This is a genomic window from Ochrovirga pacifica, from assembly GCF_000220525.1.
Taxonomy (GTDB): Bacteria; Bacteroidota; Bacteroidia; order Flavobacteriales; family Flavobacteriaceae; genus Ochrovirga; species Ochrovirga pacifica.
The window spans coordinates 99,322-126,189 of record NZ_AFPK01000063.1 but is presented as its reverse complement, the minus strand read 5'-3'; the positions used below and the strand labels follow the sequence as shown (position 1 = coordinate 126,189).

Here is a 26,868-nt window from a genome sequence, read left to right as displayed (position 1 = left end):
ACAAAGAGGTGTTTTTATATACAATGCTATCAACTATAATATCTGACCCTATAATTCCTTTCCACTCACCATTATAGCATCTTCAAGATTTTAAACACCAATCACTCCACTTCCAAAACTTCATCCCAATGAGTAGTGTATCTAGGTGATAACTTTTCTTGTTTCATTTTCCAGGTTCTACCCAAACCCTGTCCACCTACTTTTAGTTTATGTACTCCTAATTGATTGTTTATTTTATCAATAGTTTTCATTAAAGCATCATGTTTCGGATTCTCATTCACAAACAAGTTCAACTGCGTTTCATTGTCTGGTCGAATTCCCATCACAATCACACCTGCTTTCTTATAAGCATAACCCTCTTTATAAATAGCTTTCAAAGCCTTTTGTGCATACTGACTAATGGTAATACTAGATGAGGTTGGGTAAGGCAATTGTATATTCACATTTCGACTATATTGCGGCTGATTGTCTTTGTATCGATTGGTCAATACAAACACCATAATGGTGGTACAATTACTTTGTTGGACTCTTAATTTCTCCGCGCAAGAACAAGCAAAAGTTGCCACACGTTCTTTTAAAACAGCATACTGTTCAATATCTCTATCAAAACTACGTGTAGTAGCAATCGCTTTTTTATTTTTTACTTCCTCCAAAGCCAATCTCGATTTCCCTTCCAATTCATGTTTCAAACGCAAACCAACAATAGAAAATTCCTTACGTACATACTGGTCATGCAGTTGAGTAAAATCATAAGCAGTCATCACTTTTCTAGCTTGTAATCTTTGTGAAAACTTTCTTCCAATGCCCCAAACATCTTCAATCTTTGTCCATTTTAAAGCCTTAATTCTTTTTTCTTCAGAATCTATCACATAAGAACCGTTAGTTCTATCAGAAAACTTCTTTGCAATCTTATTGGCAATCTTACTCAAAGCTTTAGTCGGAGCAAATCCAATACTAACCGGAATACCAGTGTGCTGCAATACAGTTCCTCTGATAGTTACACCGTAAGATTGTAAATCATAATGTTCAAAACCTTTAAATTCTAAAAAAGCCTCATCAATAGAATAGATTTCTACATCTAGAGTAAAAGTTCGCAATACGTTCATCACTCTATTGCTCAAATCTCCATACAAAGCATAGTTGCTACTAAATACATGAACATTATGTTGTCTAAACACCTCTTTAAACTTAAATGCGGGTGCACCCAAAGGTACATAAGGCTTTACCTCATTACTTCGTGCAATCACACAACCATCGTTATTTGATAGCACCGCAATAGGCTTTCCATTTAGCTGAGGTCTAAACACACGCTCACAACTAGCATAAAAATTATTACAATCTACAAGTGCATACATAAATACAAAGTTAAAGGATATGAATTGATTGCAAATAAATTGTTGATAAGTGTGCTCAGGATGCATAGATGAATTCGGTATGCATTTTATTTGTAATCATATTATACTGTATACTATTTGATATTCAGTATAATATGGTATATTTATAGGAAAAATGATGCTATGAAATATATATTAATAATAATTACTTTATTTTGTTTCCAAGTAGCTTTAGGACAAAGTAATTTTTTAGGATATAGTAATATTGAAAATAGTTTAAATCAATATAGGAGTGATATCTTAGATCATAACAAATCCAAGTTATCCTTTAATGTTGGTGCTATACTAGATCTTGGAATAAGGGATAATTCCAGTTTTCGAATATTTACTTCCTTATCTTATATCAAAGGTTTAGTTAGGATAGATAACTTTCATTCGCTTATTGGAGCTCAATCATTAGTTGAAATTTTTAGAGGTGGCTTAGCCTCTTCTGTTCTCGATACAGAAAAAGGAAAATTTATATTCGAAATACGCAATAGTCTTATGGTTTTATCTGGTTTTCATGCCAGTAATAAAGTGTCTGGGAAACCTGTTTTTGTTGGGTTAGGGAATAATTACAATAGCTTATTAGATCCTTTGGATTATTCTCTTAGTCTCGGAACTACATTTGTAAATGGAATTGGTCATAATAGGAATCAACAAGTTGGTATAGGTAGCATATCGGTATTAAATTTTAGATTAGCATATTATAATGATGGGCCTCCTTATAAAAAAATAGGCTTGGGTGATGGTTATGATAGGTATTGGTCTGGCGGTGGATCCCTAGGGTTATATTTTAAAGATGATCATGCTTTTTTTACAGATTACGTCATAAGATATGATAATTATACAGGTTACCAATCCAATTTATATGAAACGGTTGACTTGCTAAAACTAGACAATATCATATATAAAAACAAAAAACAACAATTTTACAATCAAGGCAGGATCCAATATCAGCTAAATATCAAAAACCAAATAAGAGTCCATTACTCTTTTTATCAACCCTATTATTGGGATATTCAAAAGTGGATTCATTATAACATGTCTCATAATCCATTCCATCCAAGGCCAAAACCAAGAACAAAGACGTTTGGTGTAGACTATAATCATATAAACCTATCATTATGAAAAAGGTAATTTATTTTAGTGTTGTAACATTAGTGTTTTTTTTAACCAGTTGTTTAAGTGGTAGTGGGTATAGAAGAATAGGTAAACTTAAATTGGTGAACTTTAAAAATCCAGACACTATTGCTATTAAAATAGAGAATGAAAATTTATTTCAACTTAGAATTTTTGAGGAAACTGTTCACTTCGTTGATGATGGTGTGTACACTAACACCGAATACTTAAATTACACGCAAGCACTTAGTTTTCAAGATACAATAAGCTATAATAAAAGACAAGTAGTAGAAGAAACATACCTGTATCTAGATGGGTTAAACGAGTCTAAAAATGGAGGATATGCGATATACATAGAAACTCATCCTATTATAAAAAACAAATACAATCTAGATTCATACAGAGAAAAATACTTTAATAATCCAAACAAAATTTACACCAATATACTAAAAACTTGTTTTGTTGGTAAATGGGAAAAAGAACAATCAAATAACCAGTACCTAATAACTTTTCAAACTTATAAATCTATAATGTTTAAAAAACAAAAGGGTAAGAAAGTATTTAAGATAAAAGCAAACTATATCCAAGATAGTATACCAAATAAGGCTGTTATTTCTATACATAGTATATCACACCCAGCTATCTTTAAAAACGATATTGATGAAAGCGTTATAAATTCGGCTGAATTTCTAAAAATAGACAGTATTCTTTCTTTAGAAAAAATGTCTAACAATAATCTTGAACCAGGCCTTCTTTTCTTTAATGTGCCAAAAAATAAAAAAATTACCATTGCACATGAAGATGAAATGATATTTCACAATTATGATTTAAATAAAACCATAAAATATTTTATCATTAAAGACAACAATTTATTTTTCTCTAACGATACTGAAACGTATTTACATTTAAATTCACAAGTGTATAAATAATACTAAAAAGATACGTTTTCACAATGTACACCAACACCCCACAATGGCACCAAGTTTTAACATGCTACTATGGGATAATGGTTATGAAAACGGTTTAACAATACCATATTTGGTGGGTGCTTCAACAATCATTAGTCCAGACAAACCATTAATGACAATAAATAAGTTAATACTAGATGCTCAAAACTTAAGCTTACCTCATAAATAGAATTAAGGTTCTGTGAATTCAAAGAAGTTTTGCAATAAGAATACTCGAAACATTGAATAAATATCTATAAGAAGCTCATGAAAAAGTTTACGACAATTTAATCATCACCGAAGAGTCTTTAGCCGATCTTAATTTAGAAGAAGTCATCCATAAAATGTACAATTTATATCAAATACCTATTAGAAAAGGGAACTACAATCGTGGTATAAATACTTGGTGTTCTTATAGTGATTATGAGCTTAAGTAAACAAAAACACACCTTAAACATGATAGTTGTAAGTATTTAGTATCAAATAACAGCATTTAATTTTTTTGTATGCAGATAGGTTACACATTTAAGTAATTATTTTACATCAAATTCAAACAAATAACACTTATGAAAACAAATTTTTTAATCTCATTACTAATCCTATTTATAAGCTTTTCTTATGCACAGAGTGAGTAAAAACTAATAAAAACCTATGGTGGCATCCCTACTGAACATGAAAAGATGCAGTGGCTAGATGAAAATACACCAAATGAAAAATATAAAGGTATCATTGTTTCTATTCTATATTTTCCGTTTGGCTTGACCTTAGCCATTTTTACAATATTTCAAATGATGGCACTTTTCATCACTATTGTAGGTATTCCTGTAGCCATCATTTTGTCAAAATCTTTAAGTACGTTTTTTAATCCGGTTAATAAAGTATGTGTACCTAGAGCTGTTGCCAAAGAACTAGAAAATCGTAAAGCAAAACAACAAATAGATAAATATTTAGGTGTGTCTTAATGCTAAATATGAATAGTAATATCTACTCTCAAAACTTAAAAAAAATGTGTGACTTAGAAAGGGAATTCAAACTGTGTACTTGTGATTTTGACATGTCAAAATCACGATACACGTGGAAACTATTTAGAAAGAATAGAAACAAAATAGAGGTAATTGTAGGCCAATACTTTATCCCTGAGATAGATTGGCATCAGATGATATTACCTCAAAAAATAGAGCAATTTCTGAATCAAGCTCAAGAGAATAATATGTTGTTTGACAAAGATATTGAGGTATATGATAAAGATAGACTGGTGTTTTATAACAAAGGACAAGTATGGCTACAGTTTGAAAGTTCTATGTGTAGATGGTGGTTAAAAAAATCGAATAAAGAACCTAAATATCATATGGTTAATAATGGAAATATACTAGAAACAAATGCATGAATTTCCTAAAACAATAATCAAAATGACTTCTAATAAAATTCAGTTAAAAAGAAGTGAACAGGTAGTTTTGTATGAATTAGAACGATCAAAAATTCGAATAACTATTTAATTTAGTAGCTTTTGATAAAAATTAGTGAGATAAAAGATCGTTTAATCATTTATTTATTTCCTATAATATAATTTCAGAGTAAAACATTTTATATTATTCAGATTTTCTCAACATAGCATAAAAATATTTTTTTTAAAAAGAATAGTTATTCCTTTACTATGTTTCTGATGTTCATTATATTTGAGTGTTCAGTGACAATGAACATGTTAAATTATTGAACAGTTAGTTATGTATAAAGATAATGATTTCTTGTATGAGTCTATTTACCAACTAGAAAATTTGATAAAAAGAAATATAGAGGTTAATAGTACTAGGCCTGAATACGATGCTGTATTAAGTTTTTTTGAAGAGCAATTTGTAGTTTGTTTAAAAGCGGATATTCGAAATTCGAATTTTGGGATGATTCTAGGTGCTGTTAATGAGTTACGGTCAAATACATCAAAACCAGTGGTTGTAGTGGCTAAGTATATTTCAAAATCAATCATGAACGAATTTAGAGAGAGAAACATCAACTATATTGATGTTTCAGGAAATGCTTTTATAAGCTACAGGAGTATCTTTGTTTTTATAGATGGTCAAAAAAGAAAGACAACAGAAAAGAAAAACCAATCAAGAGCTTTTCAAGAAACTGGAATTAAAATAATTTTTTATTTATTAAATAATCAAGACTTCTTAATGAAGTCTTATAGAGAGATTGCTGAGGAAACAGGAGTTTCTATTGGGTCTGTAAGCAATGTAATGAAAGAATTAGAAGAATTAAATTTTATAGTGAAAACACAAACTAAAAGAGTCTTAAAAAATAAGAAAGAATTGTTAGAGAAGTGGATGTTTTCATATAATGATGTTTTGAGACCTAGAATCTTTAGGAAAAGAATGAAATTTATAGGAAATGAATCTAATGGTTTTAGAATAAACAATAACAATAGAGAAGTTTGTTTAAGTGGAGAAACCGCAGCTTCTATCTTGACAAATAATTTGAGACCAGAAAAACATATTATTTATACTCAATTACCCTTGTCAGAACTTAGTAAAGAGTATAAAATGATTCCAGATGAGCATGGAAATATAGATGTATATCAAAAATTTTGGAATATTAATAGTTTTAATAGTAGTCAATTAGCCCCTAAGTTACTAGTATATACAGATTTAATGAATAGTGGTTTTGGTAGAAATATTGAAATAGCTCAAATGATAGGACTAGATGGAATATAAAATCAACACTGATAAACTAAGTCATCCTTTACTTAAACCGTTATTGGTCGATTTACAATCTTGTTTTAGTCCTGAAAATATACATTTTTATGTAATTGGAGCAACTGCAAGAGATATTATTATGGAGATTCATAATGAAACTTCAGGTAGATTAACTTATGATTTAGACATAGCGATAGCAGTAAACAATTGGGAGGAATATAAAAAAATAGAAAACTTATTAATTACTTCAGGATTATTTGAAAAAGATACACAACAAAACCAACGATTTTTATATAATAAAACATTTCAAATAGATATAGTTCCTTATGGAGATATAATGCGAGAAGATTGCAAAATATATTGGCCTCCAACGGAAGATTTTGCCATGTCTGTCTTAGGATTTAATGAGGTTGCTAATGCGACCAAAAAAATTGTAATTGATCAAGAGCTAGAAATAGAAGTTGCTAATTTATCAGGAATATTTTTATTAAAAATATTTGCATGGAAAGACAGAGCTAAAAAAGGAAACAAAGATGCTGATGATATGTGTTTTATCATGGCAAATTATCTTTCTATACATCAAACACAAGCAATAGAGTTTTATACTGAAATATATGAAGTTAATGATTTTTCAGAAATAGCTGCAGGTGCAAAAATATTAGGAAAACACTTATGGCAAATATTAGAAGAAAGTACAGAAGTAAAAGAAGAAGTAATTAAAATAGTAAAAAGAGAATTAGATTTAAAAGAAGAAAGCCTACTAATAAATCAAGTAATGGAAACAAACAGAATTTACCCTTATGAACAAGTGGTAGCGTGTTATGAAAATATTGTTAAAGAAATAGAAAAATAATGAGTGATAAAGAAATTGTGTTAGAGGATAATCAACTTATTTGTTTGGTGTCAGGTGCTGTAAAAAAAATCAGCGCAAAAGAGATAAGTGGTTGTTAAGCTGAATGAAGGGTATGGTTTTGAGTTAGAAGATATGGAGAGGGATTTCTCTGTAGTATACCAAGATCCAGATACAGAAAAAAATAAAAAGTGGAATTGGTGATTTTTGAAAGAGGAAAACCTCATGAACAAGATCATATCATACGTATCTGTATCATTCGAGACGATAAGATAACAGAAACTCAAAATTAAGCTTACCTCATAAAATAGAATTAAGGTTCTGTGAATTCAAAGAAGCTTTTGTAATAAGAATACTCGAAATATTGAATAAATATCTATTAGAAGCTCATGAAAAAGTTTACGACAATCTAGTTATCACTTTAGAATCTTTAGCCGATCTTAATTTAGAAGAAGTCATTCACGAAATGTATAATTTGTACCAAACACCTATTCAAAAAGGGAACTACAATCGTGGAATAAATACTTAGTGTTCTTATAGTGATTATGAGATTAGGCAAATAACAAAAATACTTTAGATATTATAGTTGTGAGTACTTAATATCAAATAACAGCATTTAATTTTTTGTATGCAGATAGATTACACATATAAGTGATTATTTTACATCAAATTCAAGCAAATAAAACAATGAGAAAATTAGCAAACATTAATCATAGGTTCCATCTTAATCCTAACGATTGTTGGAGCTCCAATAGGTCTAGGGTTGGTTCAATTATCAAGGTTATTACTAAACCCCTTTTCAAATGAAATGGTAAGCCGTAGCAACTTAAAAAACGAACAAAATAAAGCGTGGAAAGCTTATGGTGTCATAGTTTCCATTTTATACTTCCCTTTTGGTTTGGCTTTAGCCATTGTTACAATTTTTCAAATTATGGCTCTTTTCATCACTATTGTAGGAATTCCTGTGGCCATAATTTTGTCAAAATCTTTAAGCACATTTTTAAACCCGGTTAATAAAGTATGTGTCCCTTGAGCAGTGGCAAAAGAATTAGAAAATCGTAAAGCAAAACAACAAGTAGATAAATACTTAGGAGTTTCATAATTGTGAATGTAAATCATAATACTTACCCTAAAAGAAATAAAAACAACATGTAAGTGATGGTAAGTGTGTGCTTTGTATCAATGGTCTAGTTAAAAAAACACTCACTAAACGCCTTCTATTTTCAACCCAAAGTCTTTTTACCAAATACCAAACAAATGCAATCCATACAAATATAAACTTCAAACCCTAACAAATACCAATAAATCACTATAGAATTTACGAAAGTACTTTGTATATTTAGCATCTTATACGGCTATGTAAATAAGAAGAATGAAGTTTAACGAAGACTCTAGGGTAAAAATTCCCACAATATTACATCTCATTAGTTTAGGATATAAATATCTATCATTAAAAGATCAGATATGGGACTTGAGCACCAATATTTTTACTGAAATATTCAAAACACAAATTCAGAAAATTAATCCTCATTTAAATACAACTGAGATTGATAGACTGTATACAGAAATCTCTCTATCCTTAGAAAATGAAGATTTAGGAAGAGCTTTTTTTGAAAAGTTAACGGCTCGTTCTGGTGTTAGGCTTATAGACTTTGACACCATAGAAAACAATAGCTTCCATGTTGTTACAGAATTACCATATCAAAAAGATGATGAAGTGTTTAGGCCAGATATCATTTTACTGGTTAATGGAATGCCATTGGTGTTTATAGAAGTAAAAAAGCCTAATAATCTTCAAGGAATTCAAGACGAGCATGTACGAATGCAATCCCGATTCCAAAACAAGAAGTTTAGAAAGTTTATCAATATTTCTCAATTGTTAATCTTTTCAAACAATATGGAATATGATGATGAAGCTACCATTCCTTTACAAGGAGCTTTTTATTCTGCTACTTCTTATCACAAACCTATTTTTAATTATTTTAGGGAAGAACAAGAGTTTAATTTAAAGTCTTTATTAAAACCTGTCACAGAGCAAGAAGAAAATGAAGTATTAAAAGACAATAATTTATTGAGTATTAAAAATGCTCCTGAATTTGTAACCAATAAAAGTCCAAAAACACCCACCAATAGTATTTGTACATCCTTACTTCAAAAACCACGTTTGTTATTTCTGTTAGAATTTGCTTTTGCTTATGTAAAAGAAAGTACAGGGTTACAAAAACATATCATGAGGTATCCTCAATTGTTTGCTACAAAAGCTATTGAGGATAAAATTGAAAATGGAATTAAAAACGGAATTATTTGGCATACTCAAGGAAGTGGTAAAACAGCTTTAACCTATTACAATGTAAAACATTTAACGCATTATTTTAGAAAGAAAAGCATCGTTCCTAAATTCTATTTTATTGTAGATAGATTGGATTTGTTGATTCAAGCTGCTAGAGAATTTAAAGCTCGTGGTTTGGTGGTACATCAAATAAACTCTAGAGATGCTTTTGCCAAAGACATCAAATCTAATTTAGCCATACACAACGACTCTGGTAAAGCAGAAATAACGGTAGTCAATATTCAAAAGTTTAAAGACGATCCGGATGTTATTAAAAACAACGATTACAATTTAAACATACAACGTGTATTTTTCTTAGACGAAGTGCACCGTAGTTACAATCCAAAAGGTAGTTTTTTAGCCAATTTAGAGCAGTCGGATAAGCATGCTATTAAAATAGGACTAACAGGAACCCCCCTTTTGGGTGAAGAATACAATTCTAAAACCTTGTTTGGAGAATATATACACAAGTATTACTACAATTCATCCATCAAAGATGGTTATACGTTAAGGTTGATTCGTGAAGAAATTGAAACGTCTTATAAATTACAGCTACAAGATATTTTAAAAGATATTTCAACATTAAAAGGAAACATTAAAGCTGAGGATGCTTATGCACATAGAAGTTTTGTAGAGCCTATGTTGCATTATATTGTAACAGATTTTGAAAAGGCACGTTTATCCATGAATGACAATTCAATTGGTGCTATGGTGGTTTGCGATTCGTCCAAACAAGCCAAAATGATGCAAGAAATTTTTGATAGCAAATATGCAAATACAGAAGTTTTGTCTATGGTTGCCGAAGATGCAGAAGCTTATGGAAAACAACAAGCTGCATTAAGAAAGGTAAAAAGAGCACAGGTCATTCTTCATGATATTGGTGACAAAGAACAACGCAAACAATGGGTAGAAGATTACAAAGCAGGAAAAATTGACATCTTGTTTGTATTCAACATGCTATTAACTGGTTTTGATGCCAAACGTTTAAAAAAACTATACATAGGTCGTGTGATCAAAGCACATAACTTATTACAAACCTTAACCAGAGTAAACAGAACTTATAAGGAGTTTAAATATGGCTATGTAGTAGATTTTGCAGACATACAAAAAGAGTTTGACAAAACCAATCAAGACTATTTTAAAGAGTTACAATCGGAATTGGGTGATGAATTACAGCATTACTCAGCACTCTTTAAATCGGAGGAAGAAGTTCAACAAGAAATTAAGCAAATAAAAGAGGTCTTGTTTTATTACGATACCCAAAATAAAGAAGTATTCAGACAGCAAATAGACCAAATAAACAATAAAAAGCAAATACAAGAAATTGCCAAGGCTTTAAACAATGCCAAAAGTTTGTACAACTTAATCCGTTTGTCTGGGAATTATGAATTGTTAGAAAAATTAGATTTTAGAACCTTAAATGTCTTGTCTAACGAAGCCAATAGACGTTTGGCTTTAATCAACACCAAAGAAACTTTAGAAAACAATGTAGATGCTACCAACTTGTTAAACGAAGCTTTAGAGGATGTTATTTTTGCTTTTACCAAAGTAAAGGAAGAAGAAATGGTTTTGGCAGATGCACTAAAAGATACACTTCGTAAAACAAGAGAAGGGCTAGGTGGGAATTTTGATCAAAAAGATCCTCAGTTTATTTCTTTAAAAGAAGAATTGGAACGTTTGTTTAAAAAGAAAAATTTAAACGAGGTAACCAAAGAAGACATGGAAGCCAACATCATAGAATTGAATAAAATTTACGATAAGGCTAGAGAATTAGAACGTAAAAATCAGTTGTTAAAAGCCAAGTATAACAACGATGAAAAATATACGCGTTTACACAAAAGATTACTAGAAAAAGATCCTTTAACTGATTCCGAACAGCAATTGTTTGAGGCTTTATCTGGTTTAAAAAATGCCATTGATAATGAATTGTTACAAAATACCAATTTGTTAGAAAACGAAAATTACGTGGAGAAACTCATGAGACGTTTAATAGTTACAGAATTTAAGAAAAAACAACAGATTACTATGAATATAGAAGACACCAAACGTGTACAACAAATCATTGTAAAAGAATATATGAATGAATATTACGGTAACGTAGGATAATCAATGTCAATTCGAGTGTCCTGAACTCGTTTCAGGATGTATCGAGAATAAAAGGAGGAATCATCAGCCTGTGCTGAGTTTATCGAAGTAGAGTCGAGATGCAATTCTAAGAAAAAAAGAATGTCAGTTCGAGTTCTTTCGAAGCATGAGAAAGAGTATCGAGAACAACTATAAAAAACACAAAATAAAAAAATGACAACAGTATTAGCTTTTGAAACCCAAACCAAAGCATTGATAGACGACTTAAAAAGTGTTTGTGCCAACTATGGTTTAGGAAATGATGGAAACGAATTCAAAATCATCACCCAAGTATTTTTATACAAATTCTTAAACGATAAGTTTATTTATGAATTAAAAAAAGCAGACCCTAATCTAGCCAATGCCAAAAATCCTGAACAGGAAATTGCCAAACTAAGCGATGAGGATTTTGAAATGTTAACCTATGAGCTTAACGAAAGTACAGCAGTCATACAACCCCATCAGTTTATATCGTATTTACACAGCAAACAAAACGAAGACAATTTTTCTGAATTGTTTGACAATACCTTGTTAGCTGTAGCAGAAAGCAACAGTGCTATTTTCTCGGTAGTAACCCACGGAGGTGAAAAAATTGTGTTGTTTGAAAACCTAAGCAAGTATGTTACCGATGATAGAGATGGTTTTTGCAAAGCCATTATCAACAAACTAGCAGGTTTTAGTTTTGAGCAAATTTTTACAGAAAAATTCGATTTTTTTGCAGCTATTTTTGAATATTTAATCAAAGATTACAACTCTAACAGCGGAGGGAAATATGCAGAGTATTTTACTCCCCATGCCGTAGCCAAAATCATGGCTCGTTGTTTGGTGAACAAAAGCGTTAGCAATGTAACCTGTTACGATCCTTCTGCAGGTTCGGGGACATTATTAATGAATTTAGCCCACCAAATTGGAGAAGACAAGTGTTCTATTTACTCTCAAGACATTTCTCAAAAATCATCTAACCTGTTGCGTTTAAACTTGGTGTTAAACAATTTGGTGCATTCCATTCCACACATTGTAAAAGGAAATACCATTTTAGACCCTTACCATAAGGATGCCAACGGACAATTAAAAAAGTTCGATTATATAGTTTCTAATCCTCCGTTTAAATTAGATTTTTCTGATTACAGTGCAGATTTAGACACCAAAGAAAACCACGAACGCTTTTTTGCAGGAATTCCTAAAGTACCTGCCAAAAAGAAAGAATCTATGGCTATTTACCTAATGTTTTTACAACACATTATGTATTCTTTAGAAGAAACCAAAGGAAAAGCAGCCATTGTAGTACCTACAGGTTTTATTACGGCACAAAGTGGTATAGATAAAAAGATTAGACAAAAAATGGTGCAAAGTAAAATGTTGGCAGGAGTGGTTTCCATGCCTTCTAATATTTTTGCTACCACAGGTACCAACATATCTATTCTGTTTTTAGACAAAGCCAATACAGGAGATGTAGTGTTGATAGACGCTTCTAACTTAGGAACTACGGTTAAAGAGGGTAAAAACCAAAAAACGGTGTTAAGTGAGCTTGAAGAAGAAAAAATTATCAACATTTTTAACTCCAAAAAAGCAGAAGATGATTTTTCTGTAGTGGTTTCTTATGAGGAAATAAAAGCCAAAAACTACAGCCTGAGTGCAGGACAGTATTTTGAAGTAAAAATTGAATATACAGACATTACAGCAGAAGAATTTGCCACCAAAATGAATGAATTTGAAAGCAATTTAGAAAATCTATTTGCAGAGTCTAAAACTTTAGAAGTGGAAATCCAGAAGAATTTAAAAGGTTTGAAGTATGAAAACTAAAACTTTAGAAGAAATTACTTTAAAAATAGGAAGTGGAGCAACTCCTAAAGGAGGACAAAGTGCATATAAAAATGAGGGTATTTCTTTAATTAGGAGTCAAAATGTATATGATTTTTCTTTTTCAAAAAATGGTTTAGCTTTTATAGATGAGGAACAAGCTAAAAAATTAAACAATGTAACTGTTGAAGAAGGAGATATTCTTTTTAATATAACAGGAGATTCAATTGCTAGAACTTGTTTGGTTCCAAATAATGTTTTACCTGCTAGAGTAAATCAACATGTCAGCATAATTCGATGTAAACCAGAATATGATTCAAGATTTGTGAATTATTTTTTAATTAATCTTAAACCATATTTAATGCAGATATGTGGGGTTGGTGGTACAAGAAACGCTTTAACTAAAGAAGCGATGCAAAATCTCAAAATCAATATTCCAACTACCCAAAAACAAATCGCCAAAGTTTTATCCGATTTAGATGCCAAAATAGAAATCAACAACAAAATAAATGCGGAGTTAGAAGCCATGGCCAAAACCCTGTACGACTATTGGTTTGTCCAGTTTGATTTTCCCGATGCCAACGGAAAACCCTACAAATCATCTGGTGGTAAAATGGAGTTTAATGAAGATATAAAAAGAGAAATTCCTGAGGGGTGGGAAGTGAATTATTTGATAGATGAAATGGATTTACAGTATGGATTTCCTTTCAGTACAACATTATTTAATTCAGAATCTGAGGGAGTACCAGTAATAAGGATACGAGATATTTTAAATTGTACAATTTCAAATTTCTCAACCGAGGAGGTTCATGAGAAATACAAATTGGAAAAAGGAGATTTATTAGTTGGAATGGATGGTAATTTTCATATAAATTATTGGAATAAAGAAGGTTGTTATTTAAATCAAAGATGTTTAAGAATAAGAACATCTTCTAATTCTATTTCCGAAATTCAAACTAAATATTCAATAGAGCCATATATTAAAGCTAGAGAGAAAAATGTATCACGAACAACTGTAGCTCATTTAAGTGCCAGAGATATTAATGATTTAAAAATTTTAAAAGCAACAGATAAAATTCAACAACAAGCAAATATTTTTTTCAAATCCACTTTAAGTAAAATTATTTCTAATAATGAAGAAAACCAAAAACTCTCAGAATTAAGAGATTGGTTGTTGCCTATGTTAATGAATGGGCAGGTAACGATTGGTGGAGCAGAAAAAGAGTTAGGCATGGTGGCAGAGGAATCTGTTCAATATGGGAATAAAAAATAATATAGATATTCTGTATATGTTATAGAAAAGAGGTGTTAAAGTATATAATTGAAAGAAAATAAAGAAAAATATGAAATGGAAATTTGCAAAACATACAAATGAACTAGATATTGTTGGTTTTAAAGATAATGACATTGAAAAATTCGGTATGAATCCTGCTAAATCAATAGTACGTGAAGCCATTCAAAATTCATGTGATGCAAAGGATCATAAAATAACCAACCAACCTGTTAAAGTGATTATTAAAACAGGAATAGTTAAAAAAAATACGCTACCAGAGTTTACTGAGATTGAAAGTCATATCAATGCTTGTGTGAATAGTGAAAATGACAATTCTGAAAATGAAGAAGTAAAAAGACATATCAAAGAATTTTCGGACAATGATTTTTATACCTATTTAGAAATATCAGACTACAACACTACAGGAATGACTAAAAAGTCGTTTGAAAGTTTAACACAAGGTATTTTTAAATCCAACAAAACCAATGCTTCTTCTCAAGGAAGTAAAGGGGTTGGTAAAGCAGTATATTACGCTAGTTCCTATTTACGTACCATGTTAGTTTCTACAAAAAATAATGAAGGTAATAGGTTTAGGGCAGCTGCCAAACTTGCTACACATACAAACCCTAATAATCTTCAAGAACAAAGTTATTACAAAGGCTTTTATGGAGATATTGAACTTAAAAAAAATAATGAAATACCTGATTTATTTAAAAGAGAACAATTAGGTACGTCTGTTTTTATAATTGGATTTTGGCAAATAAATAATTTTACAGACGAAGTAATTAAAGAAGTACTTCGTAATTATTGGTATGCTATTGTAGATAATCAGTTAGAGGTAATTGTAGAAGGTCAAAAATTAAATACAGATAATGTTCAAAAATATATGATGGATTATTTTCCAGATTATAGAGATTATAAAACAGGAGATAGACAAAATCCTAGAGCCTATTATGAAACTTATATAAATGGAAAATGTTATACTAAGGTAATAGATAATATAGGGGAATGTAAGTTATGGTTACATAAAAATGAAGAGTTTAATTTAGGTGCCGTGGCTAGATTTAGGCAAACAAAAATGTTAATCTATAAAGAAAATAATTTAGATTCTGGATTTGCAGGTTTGTTTTTATGTGATAATGATGAAGGAAATAAATTTTTAAAAGAAATTGAAAACGATGCTCACGATATGTGGAGCCCTAAAATTAATCACAACCTAACAGTGCAAGCTAAAAAGACACTAGAACAAGTTAAAAACTTTATTAAAGATATGTATGCATTGTATGCGGGGCTAGGGAATAAAAGCTCATTTACAATTGATAAACTAGACAATTTATTTAGTTTTTCTGGTGGTACTACATCGGGTACAAACAAGAAAGAGGTTTCTAATATAGTATCTATTAAAAATGATGTTCCAAGAGATAGAGTTATAGGGAAACATAGTTTTAGAGCAAGACTAGAAAATAATAAATATAAATACGATCTTATTTTTAATGCAAATAAAACAATTAAAAATCAAAAATTTAAAATTAGTATTGGTACAGATTCGAGTAAAGATGTTGTAAATATTCTTAAAGCTTCAATGGGTTATATAAATGACAACATCATAACATTAGATGTAAAAAAAGGCGATAATATTATTAAAAACATAGAGTTAGATTGTCCATACTTGGTGGCTCCCTCTATTACTTCAATAAACAAATAAATAGATGAAACAGGCTACTAGTTTTCCATATAGTGTAGAAATACATACCATTGAATTAAGTGAATTACCTCATTCTTCTATTAATTTTGAGTATGAAATAAGATTACCAGACTATTTTATTAGCGATAATAAATACAAAACAATTAAATCTAATATAGATGTAATTGCTGAGGTTAATTGTTCAGCAACAATGTTTAGAAAAGTTTTCAAAGCTAAAAATGATACACTTGTAATCATTCAAATACCTCGGAAAAATGTAGCTGTTAATTTTAACATTGATGTCTTAGTCGTAGCTAACAAAAATATAATATGGGAAGGACAACAAATACAAAAAGGGATGCCAATAGCACATTTTGGTTCTCACAAAAAAGATATTGATAACAGAAGTAAAGGATTGATTTCCTTTGAAACTTCTGAAAATAATCAACTAACAATTGCAACAGCGGGCAATACTATTGTAATACAAATACCTAAAAAACAATATGAGTTTTTAGTTAAAAAACAAAATGACAAATTAGTAAAAGAGGTGTTAACTTCACAATTTGCACAAATTGCTCTTCTAGAAGCATGTAAATATCTTAAAGAAGGATCTAATTTAGATCATTTACTTTGGCACAAAGCATTACTATCAAAATGGAGAAAATATTCTTCACAAGAAACAGGATTTCCTAATGAAAAAGACCATTTAAAATTTATTTCAGATATGCTAAAAAATCCAAGTATTAGTTTAGTGAATCATTTAATTGCTGTAGAAAAACAAAATGAAGATGAGTAAATTAATCACAACAGAAAGTCTTACCTCTTTAAGACAGGAATTTAAAAATTATAATGAACTAAATAATTTTTTAATCAAATTTCAAAACGATCAATTTGATTTTAATAGTATTAACTATACAGAAGATGACAATTATCCTGTAATAGATAAATCTTCGTTGGATCTATTTTATTCAAAATACAATGAAAATCAAAAGGATGAATTTTCACTAGCAAAAATTATATATGAATCACTTCCTCTTGATCGTGTTCAAGCTTCAAATAATTTATTCTGGTTATATCTTAATTTAGATCCTTTCTTTAAGTATATAAAAGATAGATGGATTAAAAAATGGGAAGAAGATGATAAAAAACAAAAAGATGAAATTGAAAGATTTTTTTTATCAATTGAACCTTCTCAAAATAGTCTGATAAAATCGCCTATAGCTGGTTTATGGTGGGCGATTCATTTAACCATAGATGAGACTTTATCAGATAAATATTTCTACAGTAAAATATTTCTTTCTGAGAGAAATTTGAGAGATAAGAATATAGGATCGTACCAAATTATTAGAGATAAGAAAGTAATGCATGCAGTATTAGATTTTTATCATAAATATAAAGATCAAGCTTTTGAGGGTAAAAGGATTGGTTCTGAAGCAATTGCTCAACAAATGATTAAAACTTTAAATCAATTAGGGGGGCTTACTGTTTTAAGTTATTTATCGAAAGAAGAGATTTATCAAAAATTAGAACAATTTAAAGAGACTATTTTCAACAGAGCAAGAGGCATTCAAATAGGTAAAAAAGTTTCAAGACTAAAAATTGAAAAACAGAACAATTTATTGAATAGTAATAACTTTATGGTGGCTCCTAAAGTTCCGGTTAAACTCAAAGAAAAAAAGTCTCCTGTAAGAATCGCCAAAAAAGAAAAAGTAATTAAATATTTTAATTTAAGAGGCAATGGTGAATATAATCTAACAGATAACCTAGTTAATAGTTTTGATTTCCATGCTTCTATTACTTCTAAAAATGAATATTTATTGATTTGTTATAATGAATCTGGCTACATCAATAGAGTAAAAGTTAGTGAATTGTTGAAAAAAAATCGTGAATTATATCAAAATGGGATTTATGAAGGAAATTCTGTTAATGATATTTTGGTAGCAAAACCTAAAATGATAGTTGGTATAATTTACTTTAAAGATGGTGAAAAGTTTTTTAAATCATTTTATACAAATAAATTAAAAGATAATAATGGTGTTGTTGGTTTACAGGGTTATAAAACCATGTATGAATCTTATGATAACATAAGATACTTCCTTTTGCCGATGGATGTAGAAAGTTTAATAAAAAGACTTATTTTTAAATCATTTTCTGCATCTGGTAAATCCTTTAATAATCCCAATTATAAAAAAGAATTTCAAGTCATTAATAACCTTACAAATAATATCAGCTTTGAATTATTCTAAAATCATTAATTAACGGTAAAGCGGAGTTCGTCATTCAATCGTCAGCAAACAAACCTGCCAAACCAAGCATACCCTTTTTTTAACTTTTCTACTATCATTTCAATGGCTATAAAAAAGCGTATACTTGCCCTATGGGTTTCCGCTACGCTACAAGTTTGTCATGTTTGTTGCGTTCCTCAATCAATCCTCACGGCAATTCCCTTGTCTGCTTATGCACCTGCATTCCATTGCACTCATACTTCGTTCCATTACATGCAGCAGCAACACAGCCAACCATTGCCATAATTTTGCTCGCCTGCTGGTCGCTAGTGGCTACGGTGTCTTTTTATAATTTGCCTCCGCCTTTCCCAACCACATCACCAACCGCTAAGGCTCTAGCCAATAAATAAGTCACCTTGTGTAAGTTTCGTTTCACTCTGGGTTTTTGTATAGAAAATTTACAAAATCCCGACGTTCCACTACACACATAGCTACAAAACACCTTCCGATTGTCAGGCTGTTTTTTTGTACCACCACTAGCTCCACTCGCTAGGCGGCTCGCTATCGCTTGTGCTGTCTCTGCAATCCGTTACACTCATTGCATAGCCATCCCACCGTTTGGCTCAAGGCTGTTTTACCTGTTTTCTATTCTGATCAAGCATACTTTTTTCAATCTATAGAAGTATCAAATTCAATCCAAACAAGGACTTGTACATTCCACCATGTTCCATGTACAAAACCTTTTAGTTTCTATACCTATTCGATATTTCAAAACAACCCATAGAAACATCGTTCTCCTGTTGTAAACATCCCATAATAAATCAAAACGTTGTCCATTCCGTTGCACTACATTCCCAACGCTTTAAGTCTAAAAAACAAAAACTCAACTACATATACATTTTAAAATAAAAGAGCAGGCTTACATCAAAAAGAACTTGTTCAAACCGATTAAAAAGAGAGGTTAAAATCTATTATTTGGATAAAAGATGGCTAATATCGTTGCTTTCCTCCATCCAGCACTTAATGCAGTAAAGGTCAAGCCCTACGGGTTTTGATAAAAACTTTGACCAACTTTTTCCAAAACCATCAGATTTAAACACCAAACTTTTTATCAAAAACCTTGACAGCATCTGCCACAGCAACAAATACAAAGGCATCTTTTTTCCAAAAAAAATATTGGCGGAGCGTAGCGATGCACAAATTTAAATTGGATAGCTATGCTTTATTTTGAAATCAAAACTCACCGAGTAGGTAAAACGTATGAAAAACCTCATTTTTTTATTTTGAACAAAGGGCTGAACAGTGGCAAGCCACTACACAACCCATGCCCGAACTGTTTTATCATTACCACAAAAACAGAAGAAGTCAAAAACAAACTTTTCAATTTGAGTATGATGCTTCAAATAGGTGGTTTTTACACTTATTATTTAAAAGGAAGTGTTATTCCATTCATAACGATAAAAGATTGTTCAAACACATTAAGAAATGGATTAAATTCAATGGTTGAGGTAGACAAGCACATTCAGATTGTTGAGGTGTTGCAAAAAGAACAAACCCGTTTGTCAGAAAACCTTGAAAAAATCAGACAAATGAAAAAAGCCTACATACAAGCTTGTTTTAAATTTTATCCTCTAGAATAAACACAAAAACCTCCTGATGTTTCTCCAGGAGGTTTTAAAATATAGTTCTTTAATAAACTACATCAATTCACTTCAAAAAAATCTTACGCAAAAGAATTGAACCTCAATCGTTAATAGTGGTAAACTTGACATACAAGGTTATTGCGTAATAAATTCAATCGAAAGACTCGTAAAAACAAATGCTGTTTGAGCGAAGTCCTAAATTCATTTCAGGAAGTAGCGAGTTCATTTGTTTTAGAGGATGAGGTTAGAATTTTAGCAATGTTCATGAAGTCTTGACTTTTGGGTTCTTTTGTGTCAAGACAAAAGAACATAGAAACCTTCATATAAGAACTGTTTTTATAGCTTTCCAGATATCCATTTTAACAAAAGTGAAACAAAAAAACTCACCACAGCACCAATCACAGCCATGATAATCGTGAAATAAACATCATGAGGTTGAATATTTGCTACGGTACTAAACAACGTACCTCCGAAAACAGTCGATTTCAATTGAAGATTCCCCATGATGTTAGTTTTTGTCTGATACTACTGCTTGACTCACCGCAGTGGCCACCGTTCCGGCAACGGCTACATATCCTGCTATGCTTATAATAGCAGCAGGCAATGCGATGGGAGCTGCCAAGATGGCCCCACTTGCTGCAGCAAGTGCTAATCCTATATTTCTAAGTTTTCTAAAAAACTTTGGTGTCGGTTCTGTGATTCTTTTTTGAATATTCATGATTTTAATTTTTAAGGTTTAATAATATCGACATACAAGGTTATTGCGTTATAAAAGCAACTGAAATTCGCGTTAAAACAAATGCTGTTTGAGTGTTAGCGAGTTCATTTGTTTTAGTGGATGAGGTTCGCTTTTTAGCAATGTTCTTGAAGTCTTGATTTTTTGGTTCATTTTGCACCTGTGCTGAGCTTGTCGAAGTATCAAGAAAAAAATGAATAGAAACTCTAATGTGTAGAGACTCTTATTTTTTACTTTTTATGATTTAATAATTAATAAAACCGTTTCTTTCCTATCAAAAGCTTGATAACATTTAGAAACCAATTTGTGGAACAATAATCTGGAAGAAGTACCTTTTCCTATGCCTGATAAACCAGTTACAGGAGCGATACAACCCCTTAATTCTTGCAAAGCATCATTCGCAGGATGAATCAAAATAAGTGTCCTATTTTGAACGTTTTCCAAAATCAAATGATGACCAAACTTTTGTGAATACCTAGCTTTTAATACATAGACTCCTTCTGGAACACAAGAAACATTTCTACGATTATCCAACCAGGGCAACTCGATACAGAATCCAAAAAACTGTTCTTTGATAAAGAGAGCACCATTGGTGCCCTCTTTGTAATAGGTCCTATGTAAATTGATCTCCATAAGATTACACTTTGTCCGCTAGTTTCACCGCTAAAGCGTTGTAAGAACCATTTTTTAATGAATACATTTCACCATTCACTTCTTGATAGAATTCAACACCTAACACCTGTACAACGGGTAAGGTTGAATTGGCTGTGATAGTTGCTGATAAATCAATCACAGCAGTATCGTTGCTATCATAAGGTAAAATAGCAGTTTCATCATTGTCAAACACAAAAGTTTCGTTCACAAAATCCAATTCCGCAACACCAGTCACAATTTTAAAATGAGTGGTTCCAGAAGGAGCTGCAATATGAGTCGTTGGTTTAAATGCAGGAATGTCAATCGTTCCCTCTCCAGTCACGCGGTCAAAAGCATGGGTATGTGTAGCAAACAATGTAGCCCCTAATTTCCCATTGATGTTAAACTCAAAATTGCTTAGCAATCCAAATGTTCCATCTTGGATGGTTCTTTCTCCACGAGCATGTGTCGTATCTGTTTTTACTACCTTTAAAACAGCAGCAGTCAATCTACTTGATACACGTTTGTCTTTTGCATTCTGTAAAAGAATTCGGATAGAGTTACGTAAAAGTTTTCCACCTTTACCAGCGGTTCCAAACTCAGAACCGTTTTCACGCGTTCTTTGAAAAGCAGGATCTGTTTTGATACGTTGTGCATCCACACCACCTTTTTCACGAGCCAAATGCCCATCGGTTGTTTTGTAAAAAGAAATATCTCCAATAGTTCCTTTCAGTTTAATAATTCCAGTTTGTTTTGCCATAATTCTATGATTTTAAGATTTATAACAAAAGAATGAGTATCTTATATAGAATTCAAAAATAGATGGTTATACAGACCGTTAAAAGCCTTTCTTTCCGAAAAGGAGGATATTAACCCTATAGATAAAGCATAGTTAAAGTATTAAAAAAATGAAAATTATAAGAGCATGTATCTATCCAAAAGACATTCAGTGCATTACTGGAAGAAGTGAACGTTACAGTAGGAGGCTTTTAAACGAAATAAGAGCCCATTTTGACAAGCAGCCTTATCAATTTATCACCCATCAAGAGTTCTCCGAATACACAGGTATAGACATAGAAATTATCAAGGATTATTTGAAACAAGTATCATAGAATTTGTTGTGTTTTGTGTTGATTTATAGGTTGTTAATTCGTAAATTTGTATAGTTCGATGATAGTCAAAATCTACTAAAAAGAATTATTTTTTAGGTTCACAATTCGGTCAACACATTTTATTGAAAGCTAACAAACTATTGATTTACAGCAGGGTTAGTGATAAGGTTCGAATCCCACTCTCACTGCAACAACCCTTTAAAAGCTTAGGATTTTAAAGGGTTTTGTTTTTTATAAGATCTACATCCGAAATGGGATTTTAGGCATAGAACAATAATCTTTTAATTTAAGACCAAAGGCTGTTGTTTTATGCAAAAGAGTTGCTTTTTTGGGTAAACAGCTAGCAATGAACTTATTTTTTTAAAACAATTGCGGTTTGCGCGTTTGTTTTGGGGGCATGCCATGGGTTTGGTTTGAGTTTTGTTCGGGATTGTTCCCTGAAATGTCCATTTTTAAAAAATAACCCAGAGTGATTCCCGAAGAAAACCCGAAGGAGACTCGAACAAAACCCCTAAAAAATCGAATTTTTGTGTCAATCTCGGTCAGGTTGTTTCAGAGCGTGTCACGATGTGTCATCGTGTGTCACTGTGTGTCAGGATGTGTCACGCTGTGTCAAAAAAGTTCATGTTGTGCCAACGTGTGTCAGGGTGTGTCACTGTGTGTCAGCTTTTAGGTAGTTTGCTAGGAATTGCTTAGCTTGCAGCTGCTTGAACCTGTGGTCCCTACAGGTGTTAGAATACCCTAAAAACACAATGTTTTTTAGGCAGAAGGCTAACAAGCACTACAAACAGAAAAAAGAATATAGATTAGGGGACAATTCTGTGTTATTTTAACATTTGTTGTTTGTTTTAGGTGCTTTTACATGGAATTCTGTTATATTTGGAATGGTATAATAAATTACGTTGTTATTAGACGTTGTGCTTCATGCTGAAAAAACCAACGAGACTACTAATGATAAACTTAAAAAGAACAATTCACCCTTGAACAGAAAGACAATAAAGCTATGAACAAGATAAAATTCTTTTTGACAAATAGATTCATTCTATTATTAGTTACCATAGTATTGTTCTGTGGATTGCATTATTTACTTACAGATTCAATACTACCCGATACTTCAACAAAAAATGTTTGGTTCTATTCAGGACTTTTTATGTTGTTCTTCTCAACCCTTTTTATTGAACCGTATTACTCATCACCAAAAAACATAATTACTAATTCAATACCACTACTTCTGGTTTATTTGTCAATTCAATCATCATTTAAAAATGACACTATTTGGTATGTAACAATTGCTTTGATAGGCATTCTTATTGTCCTTTCAATTGTTGCAATTGCCCTTGCTTCTGAAAATGAAAGCCCAGATTCTTTTAAAAATAAGCTATCAAATAAAATTAAGAATATAGCAGTGTTTTTCGGTCGGGGAAAAGTTATCTACTCTTTTGTTTTCATCTCCATACTTATTCTATACAAATCCGACATAATAGCAGAAGTTAGTGATAGCTATCTTTTTACAATGATTATTCTTTGGGGATTAATATTAATTATCGACCCAAAATCACTTCATAATACGTTCATTAGAGAAACAACAACTCTTCAATCAAATGCAATCGGGGAAATATTTGGGGTTCAATCGAAGAAAATATTTCTTACCAAGCTTTTTGAGGATAGAAGTAAAAGTATTAAACGGTTTGACATTGTAACCTTCAAGTATTCAATGCAAGACTCCGATTCATATGCAATTGCAGGCATAGTATTCGACACATATTTGTTAAATCAAGAGAAGTGGATAAAAATTCTTCAACTAGGTACAACACAAAATGATTTATCAAACTTAAAACGCAATGTAGTTTATAAAACCATAGAACCTGATGAGATTCGTAATTTGGCGGATTCTTTAAAAATTTCAGATTTTGTTGGTGTTGTAATTGAAAAATCATCTATTGGAACTATAAAATTCGAATACTCAAAGCAAACTGACGATATTCAAGAAGGAGATTTATTGGAGTTAAAAGTAGGTAGTCGTAGATTATTTTATCAGGTAGTAAGTGGCTCTACAGAACTAGAAAAGTTGGAAAGTAAAAATGAATCAGGTTTTATTGAAGGAGAAGCGATTCAGCTAGGAGAATGGCAAAATGATGTTCTTTCCTTTCAAAAATTTGGGTGGGTTCCATCAATAAACACACCTATTTTCAAAGCAGACACTAGTGATATCGAAGTTGACCAGTATCAATATCCTGACTTTGAATTGGGTACAATTCCAAGCACAACTCTTCCTTCAGTAATTAACTTACATGAAGCTATAAGTCATCACACAGCATTAATTGGAGTAACAGGGTCAGGAAAATCATTCCTTGCGAGAGAAATAATTGACCAGCTTAAAACAGATACTAAAGTCATTTGCATTGACTTCACAGGAGAATGGAAAAAGAAACTACAATTAACTTCACTCAACAGTGGTAATTTAGATGCTTTTCTAGCAGCTCAAGATGATTCTATCGGACTAGTTGAACTCCCAACTGTTAGTAATACAGTTGGTGTTATTCAATCTACTGAAAACTTTATCAGTTTAATATTCTCTAAAGCAAAAGAAGCCTATGAAGCAAATACTCCTATGAGAATTTGTCTCGTGCTTGAAGAAGCTCACACAATAGTTCCAGAAGGCAATTTTATGGGTGTTAATGATTGGGATAGCAAGGCAGTGGTAAACAAAATGGGACAGGTAGCATTGCAAGGGCGTAAATATGGTGTTGGTTTATTGGTTATCGCTCAAAGAACCGCGAATGTATCAAAAACAGTTCTTACACAATGCAATACCATCGTATGTTACCAAGCTTTTGATGATACTAGTTTTAACTTTTTAGGAAACTATATTGGAAGGGATTTAGTTCAAGCTTTGCCAAATTTAAAACGATATCATGCAATTGTAACAGGTAAAGCAATTCGTTCGAATTTACCGATGATTGTAAATCTAGAAAGACAGGTTGAATAAAAATGCACGAAAGCACAACAACGTATATAAAAAATAGCGGCTTAATCGCTTAATTAAAAGAAAATGAATAAATTAAAGGTCTGTTATAATCCGAAAAGTTAGCGTGTAAAACCCGCTACTTTTCATATACAAGACCGTTGTAGTAAATTATGAAAAAAGTAATACTGATATTCTTAATTATAATTGGAAATGAATCCTTTTCTCAAAAAATTGTACCTAAAATCATAAAACCTTTTTCTGAACTTAATAAAAAAGTGGATTTTGAGAGAATAATAAATAACACTGAGTTAAATCTAAAAGTTGACCAATTATCTCAAAAATTAAATATAGAAAACAGAGCGGTTATTAGGATAGTTTCTTTTTTTAGAATAGATAATAATAACAATGTTAATATTGGGAAAATTGTTACAAAACCGAAAGGTTATGAATCTATAGCTCGTAAAATAATAATAGGTTTTTCTGAAGATGAATTAAAATTAATGTCTAAAAAAGATCCTATACATGTGCTAACGAAAATTGAATTAGGTAATTATAAAAAAAGAATAAAGAAAAGATTGAAAAATCAATAAACTGTAGAACTTAATAAACTTACTACAACACCTGCTCATAGTTAATGTGGGCTTAGGTTCTTTTCCAAAGTTTTGTCTATATTTACTAAGTCGCCAAATCTTGTTGATTTGGCTTAGTTTAACCAAAAGATACAAATCCAAACAAAAAGCTTCGGCTTAGTTGCGTGTTTGAAAATCTTGTCGATTTTCTTCCGGCACAAAAGCTAGTCAAAACCGTTAGGCAAAATTAACATAAAACAACACGCATTTGAAAATCTTTATACACATACTTATATTATTCTCAATTATTAAAATTCATTCTCAAAACAATTATTCTCTTGAGAATGGAAAAATTTCATTAATCCTGCCTGAAAACTGGAAATACGAATACAGTTTAATTCATAATGAAAAAAATGAAAAAGTCGGAGAAAAAGGTCAAGGATTGACTGAATATATCAGTGGTAAAAATTTTATCCAAACCTATAAAAATGGATTTGTGGATGACTCAGAAACAACAAAATTTATTAAATCCGATACATTAGTCATTAATGGCACAAAATGGTATTATGCATTAAGGAAGGGCGAATTTTGGGACGGAAAAGGAAATACTGGTTTTTGGTATAGCCATAATTTTATGAGAATTTGTGACACGAATTCTTTTCAATTTGTTCTCTATAATTACTCTGGACAGTTTGACTCTTGGATGGAAAAAATTCTCAATAAAATTAAATTTAAAAAATAACTTTGCCTAACAATGTATAACCGCAATTACTGCGGATTTAACTACGTC

Annotated in this window: 25 protein-coding genes; 19 read left to right on the top strand and 6 right to left on the bottom strand. The window is 31.1% G+C overall.

Annotated elements, in window-relative coordinates; translation table 11 throughout:
- Positions 1–101: 101 nt before the first annotated feature.
- The gene (locus tag FS85_RS0111835; RefSeq protein ID WP_029489447.1) at positions 102–1,355 is read right to left on the bottom strand and encodes a Y-family DNA polymerase; all 1,254 of its coding nucleotides are present in this window, start codon (positions 1,353–1,355) and stop codon (positions 102–104) included.
- 162 nt (positions 1,356–1,517) lie between these two features.
- On the opposite strand from FS85_RS0111835, the gene FS85_RS0111830 reads away from it, so the two are divergent.
- The 8 genes from FS85_RS0111830 to FS85_RS16750 all read left to right on the top strand — a co-directional run bounded on the left by FS85_RS0111830 (position 1,518) and on the right by FS85_RS16750 (position 7,511).
- Complete coding sequence (locus FS85_RS0111830) at positions 1,518–2,504, top strand: hypothetical protein (protein ID WP_010136528.1); 987 nt, start codon at positions 1,518–1,520, stop codon at positions 2,502–2,504.
- Complete coding sequence (locus FS85_RS0111825) at positions 2,501–3,424, top strand: hypothetical protein (RefSeq protein WP_010136527.1); 924 nt, start codon at positions 2,501–2,503, stop codon at positions 3,422–3,424. Before FS85_RS0111830 ends, FS85_RS0111825 begins: the two co-directional genes overlap by 4 nt.
- Positions 3,425–3,467: 43 nt before the next feature.
- Positions 3,468–3,632, top strand: a complete 165-nt coding sequence (locus tag FS85_RS16755) for a hypothetical protein (protein ID WP_160162399.1) — start codon at positions 3,468–3,470, stop codon at positions 3,630–3,632.
- Between the two features lie 490 nt (positions 3,633–4,122).
- Entirely contained in the window at positions 4,123–4,404 is a 282-nt protein-coding gene (locus tag FS85_RS15630) for a YccF domain-containing protein (protein ID WP_010136526.1), read from the top strand.
- Between the two features lie 8 nt (positions 4,405–4,412).
- Positions 4,413–4,829 (top strand): hypothetical protein, encoded by a 417-nt coding sequence (locus FS85_RS0111810; RefSeq protein ID WP_139062208.1) that lies wholly within the window; start codon positions 4,413–4,415, stop codon positions 4,827–4,829.
- Positions 4,830–5,166: 337 nt separating this feature from the next.
- Positions 5,167–6,150, top strand: coding sequence for a type IV toxin-antitoxin system AbiEi family antitoxin (locus FS85_RS0111805; protein WP_010136524.1), 984 nt, complete (start codon positions 5,167–5,169; stop codon positions 6,148–6,150).
- Complete coding sequence (locus FS85_RS0111800) at positions 6,140–6,985, top strand: nucleotidyl transferase AbiEii/AbiGii toxin family protein (RefSeq protein ID WP_010136523.1); 846 nt, start codon at positions 6,140–6,142, stop codon at positions 6,983–6,985. Before FS85_RS0111805 ends, FS85_RS0111800 begins: the two co-directional genes overlap by 11 nt.
- A gap of 361 nt (positions 6,986–7,346) precedes the next feature.
- A complete protein-coding gene (locus FS85_RS16750; protein WP_010136522.1) occupies positions 7,347–7,511 on the top strand; it encodes a hypothetical protein in 165 nt (54 codons plus the stop codon).
- A gap of 395 nt (positions 7,512–7,906) precedes the next feature.
- Here FS85_RS16750 and FS85_RS16885 read toward each other — a convergent pair whose 3' ends face one another.
- Positions 7,907–8,101: a hypothetical protein gene (locus FS85_RS16885; protein ID WP_010136520.1), complete on the bottom strand. Its 195-nt coding sequence runs from the start codon at positions 8,099–8,101 to the stop codon at positions 7,907–7,909.
- Positions 8,102–8,354: 253 nt separating this feature from the next.
- On the opposite strand from FS85_RS16885, the gene FS85_RS0111780 reads away from it, so the two are divergent.
- The 7 genes from FS85_RS0111780 to FS85_RS17035 all read left to right on the top strand — a co-directional run bounded on the left by FS85_RS0111780 (position 8,355) and on the right by FS85_RS17035 (position 20,057).
- Positions 8,355–11,417, top strand: coding sequence for a type I restriction endonuclease subunit R (locus FS85_RS0111780; protein WP_010136518.1), 3,063 nt, complete (start codon positions 8,355–8,357; stop codon positions 11,415–11,417).
- Positions 11,418–11,609: 192 nt separating this feature from the next.
- Positions 11,610–13,238 carry an HsdM family class I SAM-dependent methyltransferase gene (locus FS85_RS0111775; protein ID WP_010136517.1) on the top strand — a complete coding sequence of 543 codons (1,629 nt, stop codon included), beginning with the start codon at positions 11,610–11,612 and terminating at the stop codon, positions 13,236–13,238.
- Positions 13,228–14,508 carry a restriction endonuclease subunit S gene (locus FS85_RS16445; protein WP_010136516.1) on the top strand — a complete coding sequence of 427 codons (1,281 nt, stop codon included), beginning with the start codon at positions 13,228–13,230 and terminating at the stop codon, positions 14,506–14,508. Before FS85_RS0111775 ends, FS85_RS16445 begins: the two co-directional genes overlap by 11 nt.
- A gap of 70 nt (positions 14,509–14,578) precedes the next feature.
- A complete protein-coding gene (locus FS85_RS0111765) occupies positions 14,579–16,213 on the top strand; it encodes a hypothetical protein (RefSeq protein WP_010136515.1) in 1,635 nt (544 codons plus the stop codon).
- Positions 16,214–16,217: 4 nt separating this feature from the next.
- Positions 16,218–16,988: a hypothetical protein gene (locus FS85_RS0111760; RefSeq protein ID WP_010136514.1), complete on the top strand. Its 771-nt coding sequence runs from the start codon at positions 16,218–16,220 to the stop codon at positions 16,986–16,988.
- Positions 16,981–18,438 (top strand): DUF6339 family protein, encoded by a 1,458-nt coding sequence (locus FS85_RS0111755; protein ID WP_139062207.1) that lies wholly within the window; start codon positions 16,981–16,983, stop codon positions 18,436–18,438. Before FS85_RS0111760 ends, FS85_RS0111755 begins: the two co-directional genes overlap by 8 nt.
- Before the next feature lie 1,196 nt (positions 18,439–19,634).
- Positions 19,635–20,057: a DUF6943 family protein gene (locus FS85_RS17035; protein ID WP_010136512.1), complete on the top strand. Its 423-nt coding sequence runs from the start codon at positions 19,635–19,637 to the stop codon at positions 20,055–20,057.
- Between the two features lie 339 nt (positions 20,058–20,396).
- Here FS85_RS17035 and FS85_RS16790 read toward each other — a convergent pair whose 3' ends face one another.
- The 4 genes from FS85_RS16790 to FS85_RS0111730 all read right to left on the bottom strand — a co-directional run bounded on the left by FS85_RS16790 (position 20,397) and on the right by FS85_RS0111730 (position 22,189).
- Entirely contained in the window at positions 20,397–20,564 is a 168-nt protein-coding gene (locus tag FS85_RS16790; protein ID WP_192807101.1) for a hypothetical protein, read from the bottom strand.
- Positions 20,565–20,568: 4 nt separating this feature from the next.
- Positions 20,569–20,778, bottom strand: coding sequence for a hypothetical protein (locus tag FS85_RS0111740; RefSeq protein ID WP_010136511.1), 210 nt, complete (start codon positions 20,776–20,778; stop codon positions 20,569–20,571).
- Between the two features lie 255 nt (positions 20,779–21,033).
- On the bottom strand, positions 21,034–21,429 hold the full coding sequence (locus tag FS85_RS0111735) for a DUF5675 family protein (RefSeq protein ID WP_010136510.1): 396 nt from the start codon (positions 21,427–21,429) through the stop codon (positions 21,034–21,036).
- A 4-nt stretch (positions 21,430–21,433) separates the two neighbouring features.
- Positions 21,434–22,189, bottom strand: a complete 756-nt coding sequence (locus tag FS85_RS0111730) for a hypothetical protein (RefSeq protein ID WP_010136509.1) — start codon at positions 22,187–22,189, stop codon at positions 21,434–21,436.
- Between the two features lie 148 nt (positions 22,190–22,337).
- Between FS85_RS0111730 and FS85_RS16440 the strand changes: the two genes are divergently transcribed.
- From FS85_RS16440 to FS85_RS0111715, 4 genes are all read left to right on the top strand, one after another.
- Positions 22,338–22,541: a hypothetical protein gene (locus FS85_RS16440; RefSeq protein WP_010136508.1), complete on the top strand. Its 204-nt coding sequence runs from the start codon at positions 22,338–22,340 to the stop codon at positions 22,539–22,541.
- 1,003 nt (positions 22,542–23,544) lie between these two features.
- Positions 23,545–25,530: an ATP-binding protein gene (locus FS85_RS0111725; protein ID WP_010136507.1), complete on the top strand. Its 1,986-nt coding sequence runs from the start codon at positions 23,545–23,547 to the stop codon at positions 25,528–25,530.
- A 149-nt stretch (positions 25,531–25,679) separates the two neighbouring features.
- Positions 25,680–26,099, top strand: coding sequence for a hypothetical protein (locus FS85_RS0111720; RefSeq protein ID WP_010136506.1), 420 nt, complete (start codon positions 25,680–25,682; stop codon positions 26,097–26,099).
- A gap of 247 nt (positions 26,100–26,346) precedes the next feature.
- Positions 26,347–26,820, top strand: coding sequence for a hypothetical protein (locus tag FS85_RS0111715; protein ID WP_010136505.1), 474 nt, complete (start codon positions 26,347–26,349; stop codon positions 26,818–26,820).
- Positions 26,821–26,868 lie beyond the last annotated feature (48 nt).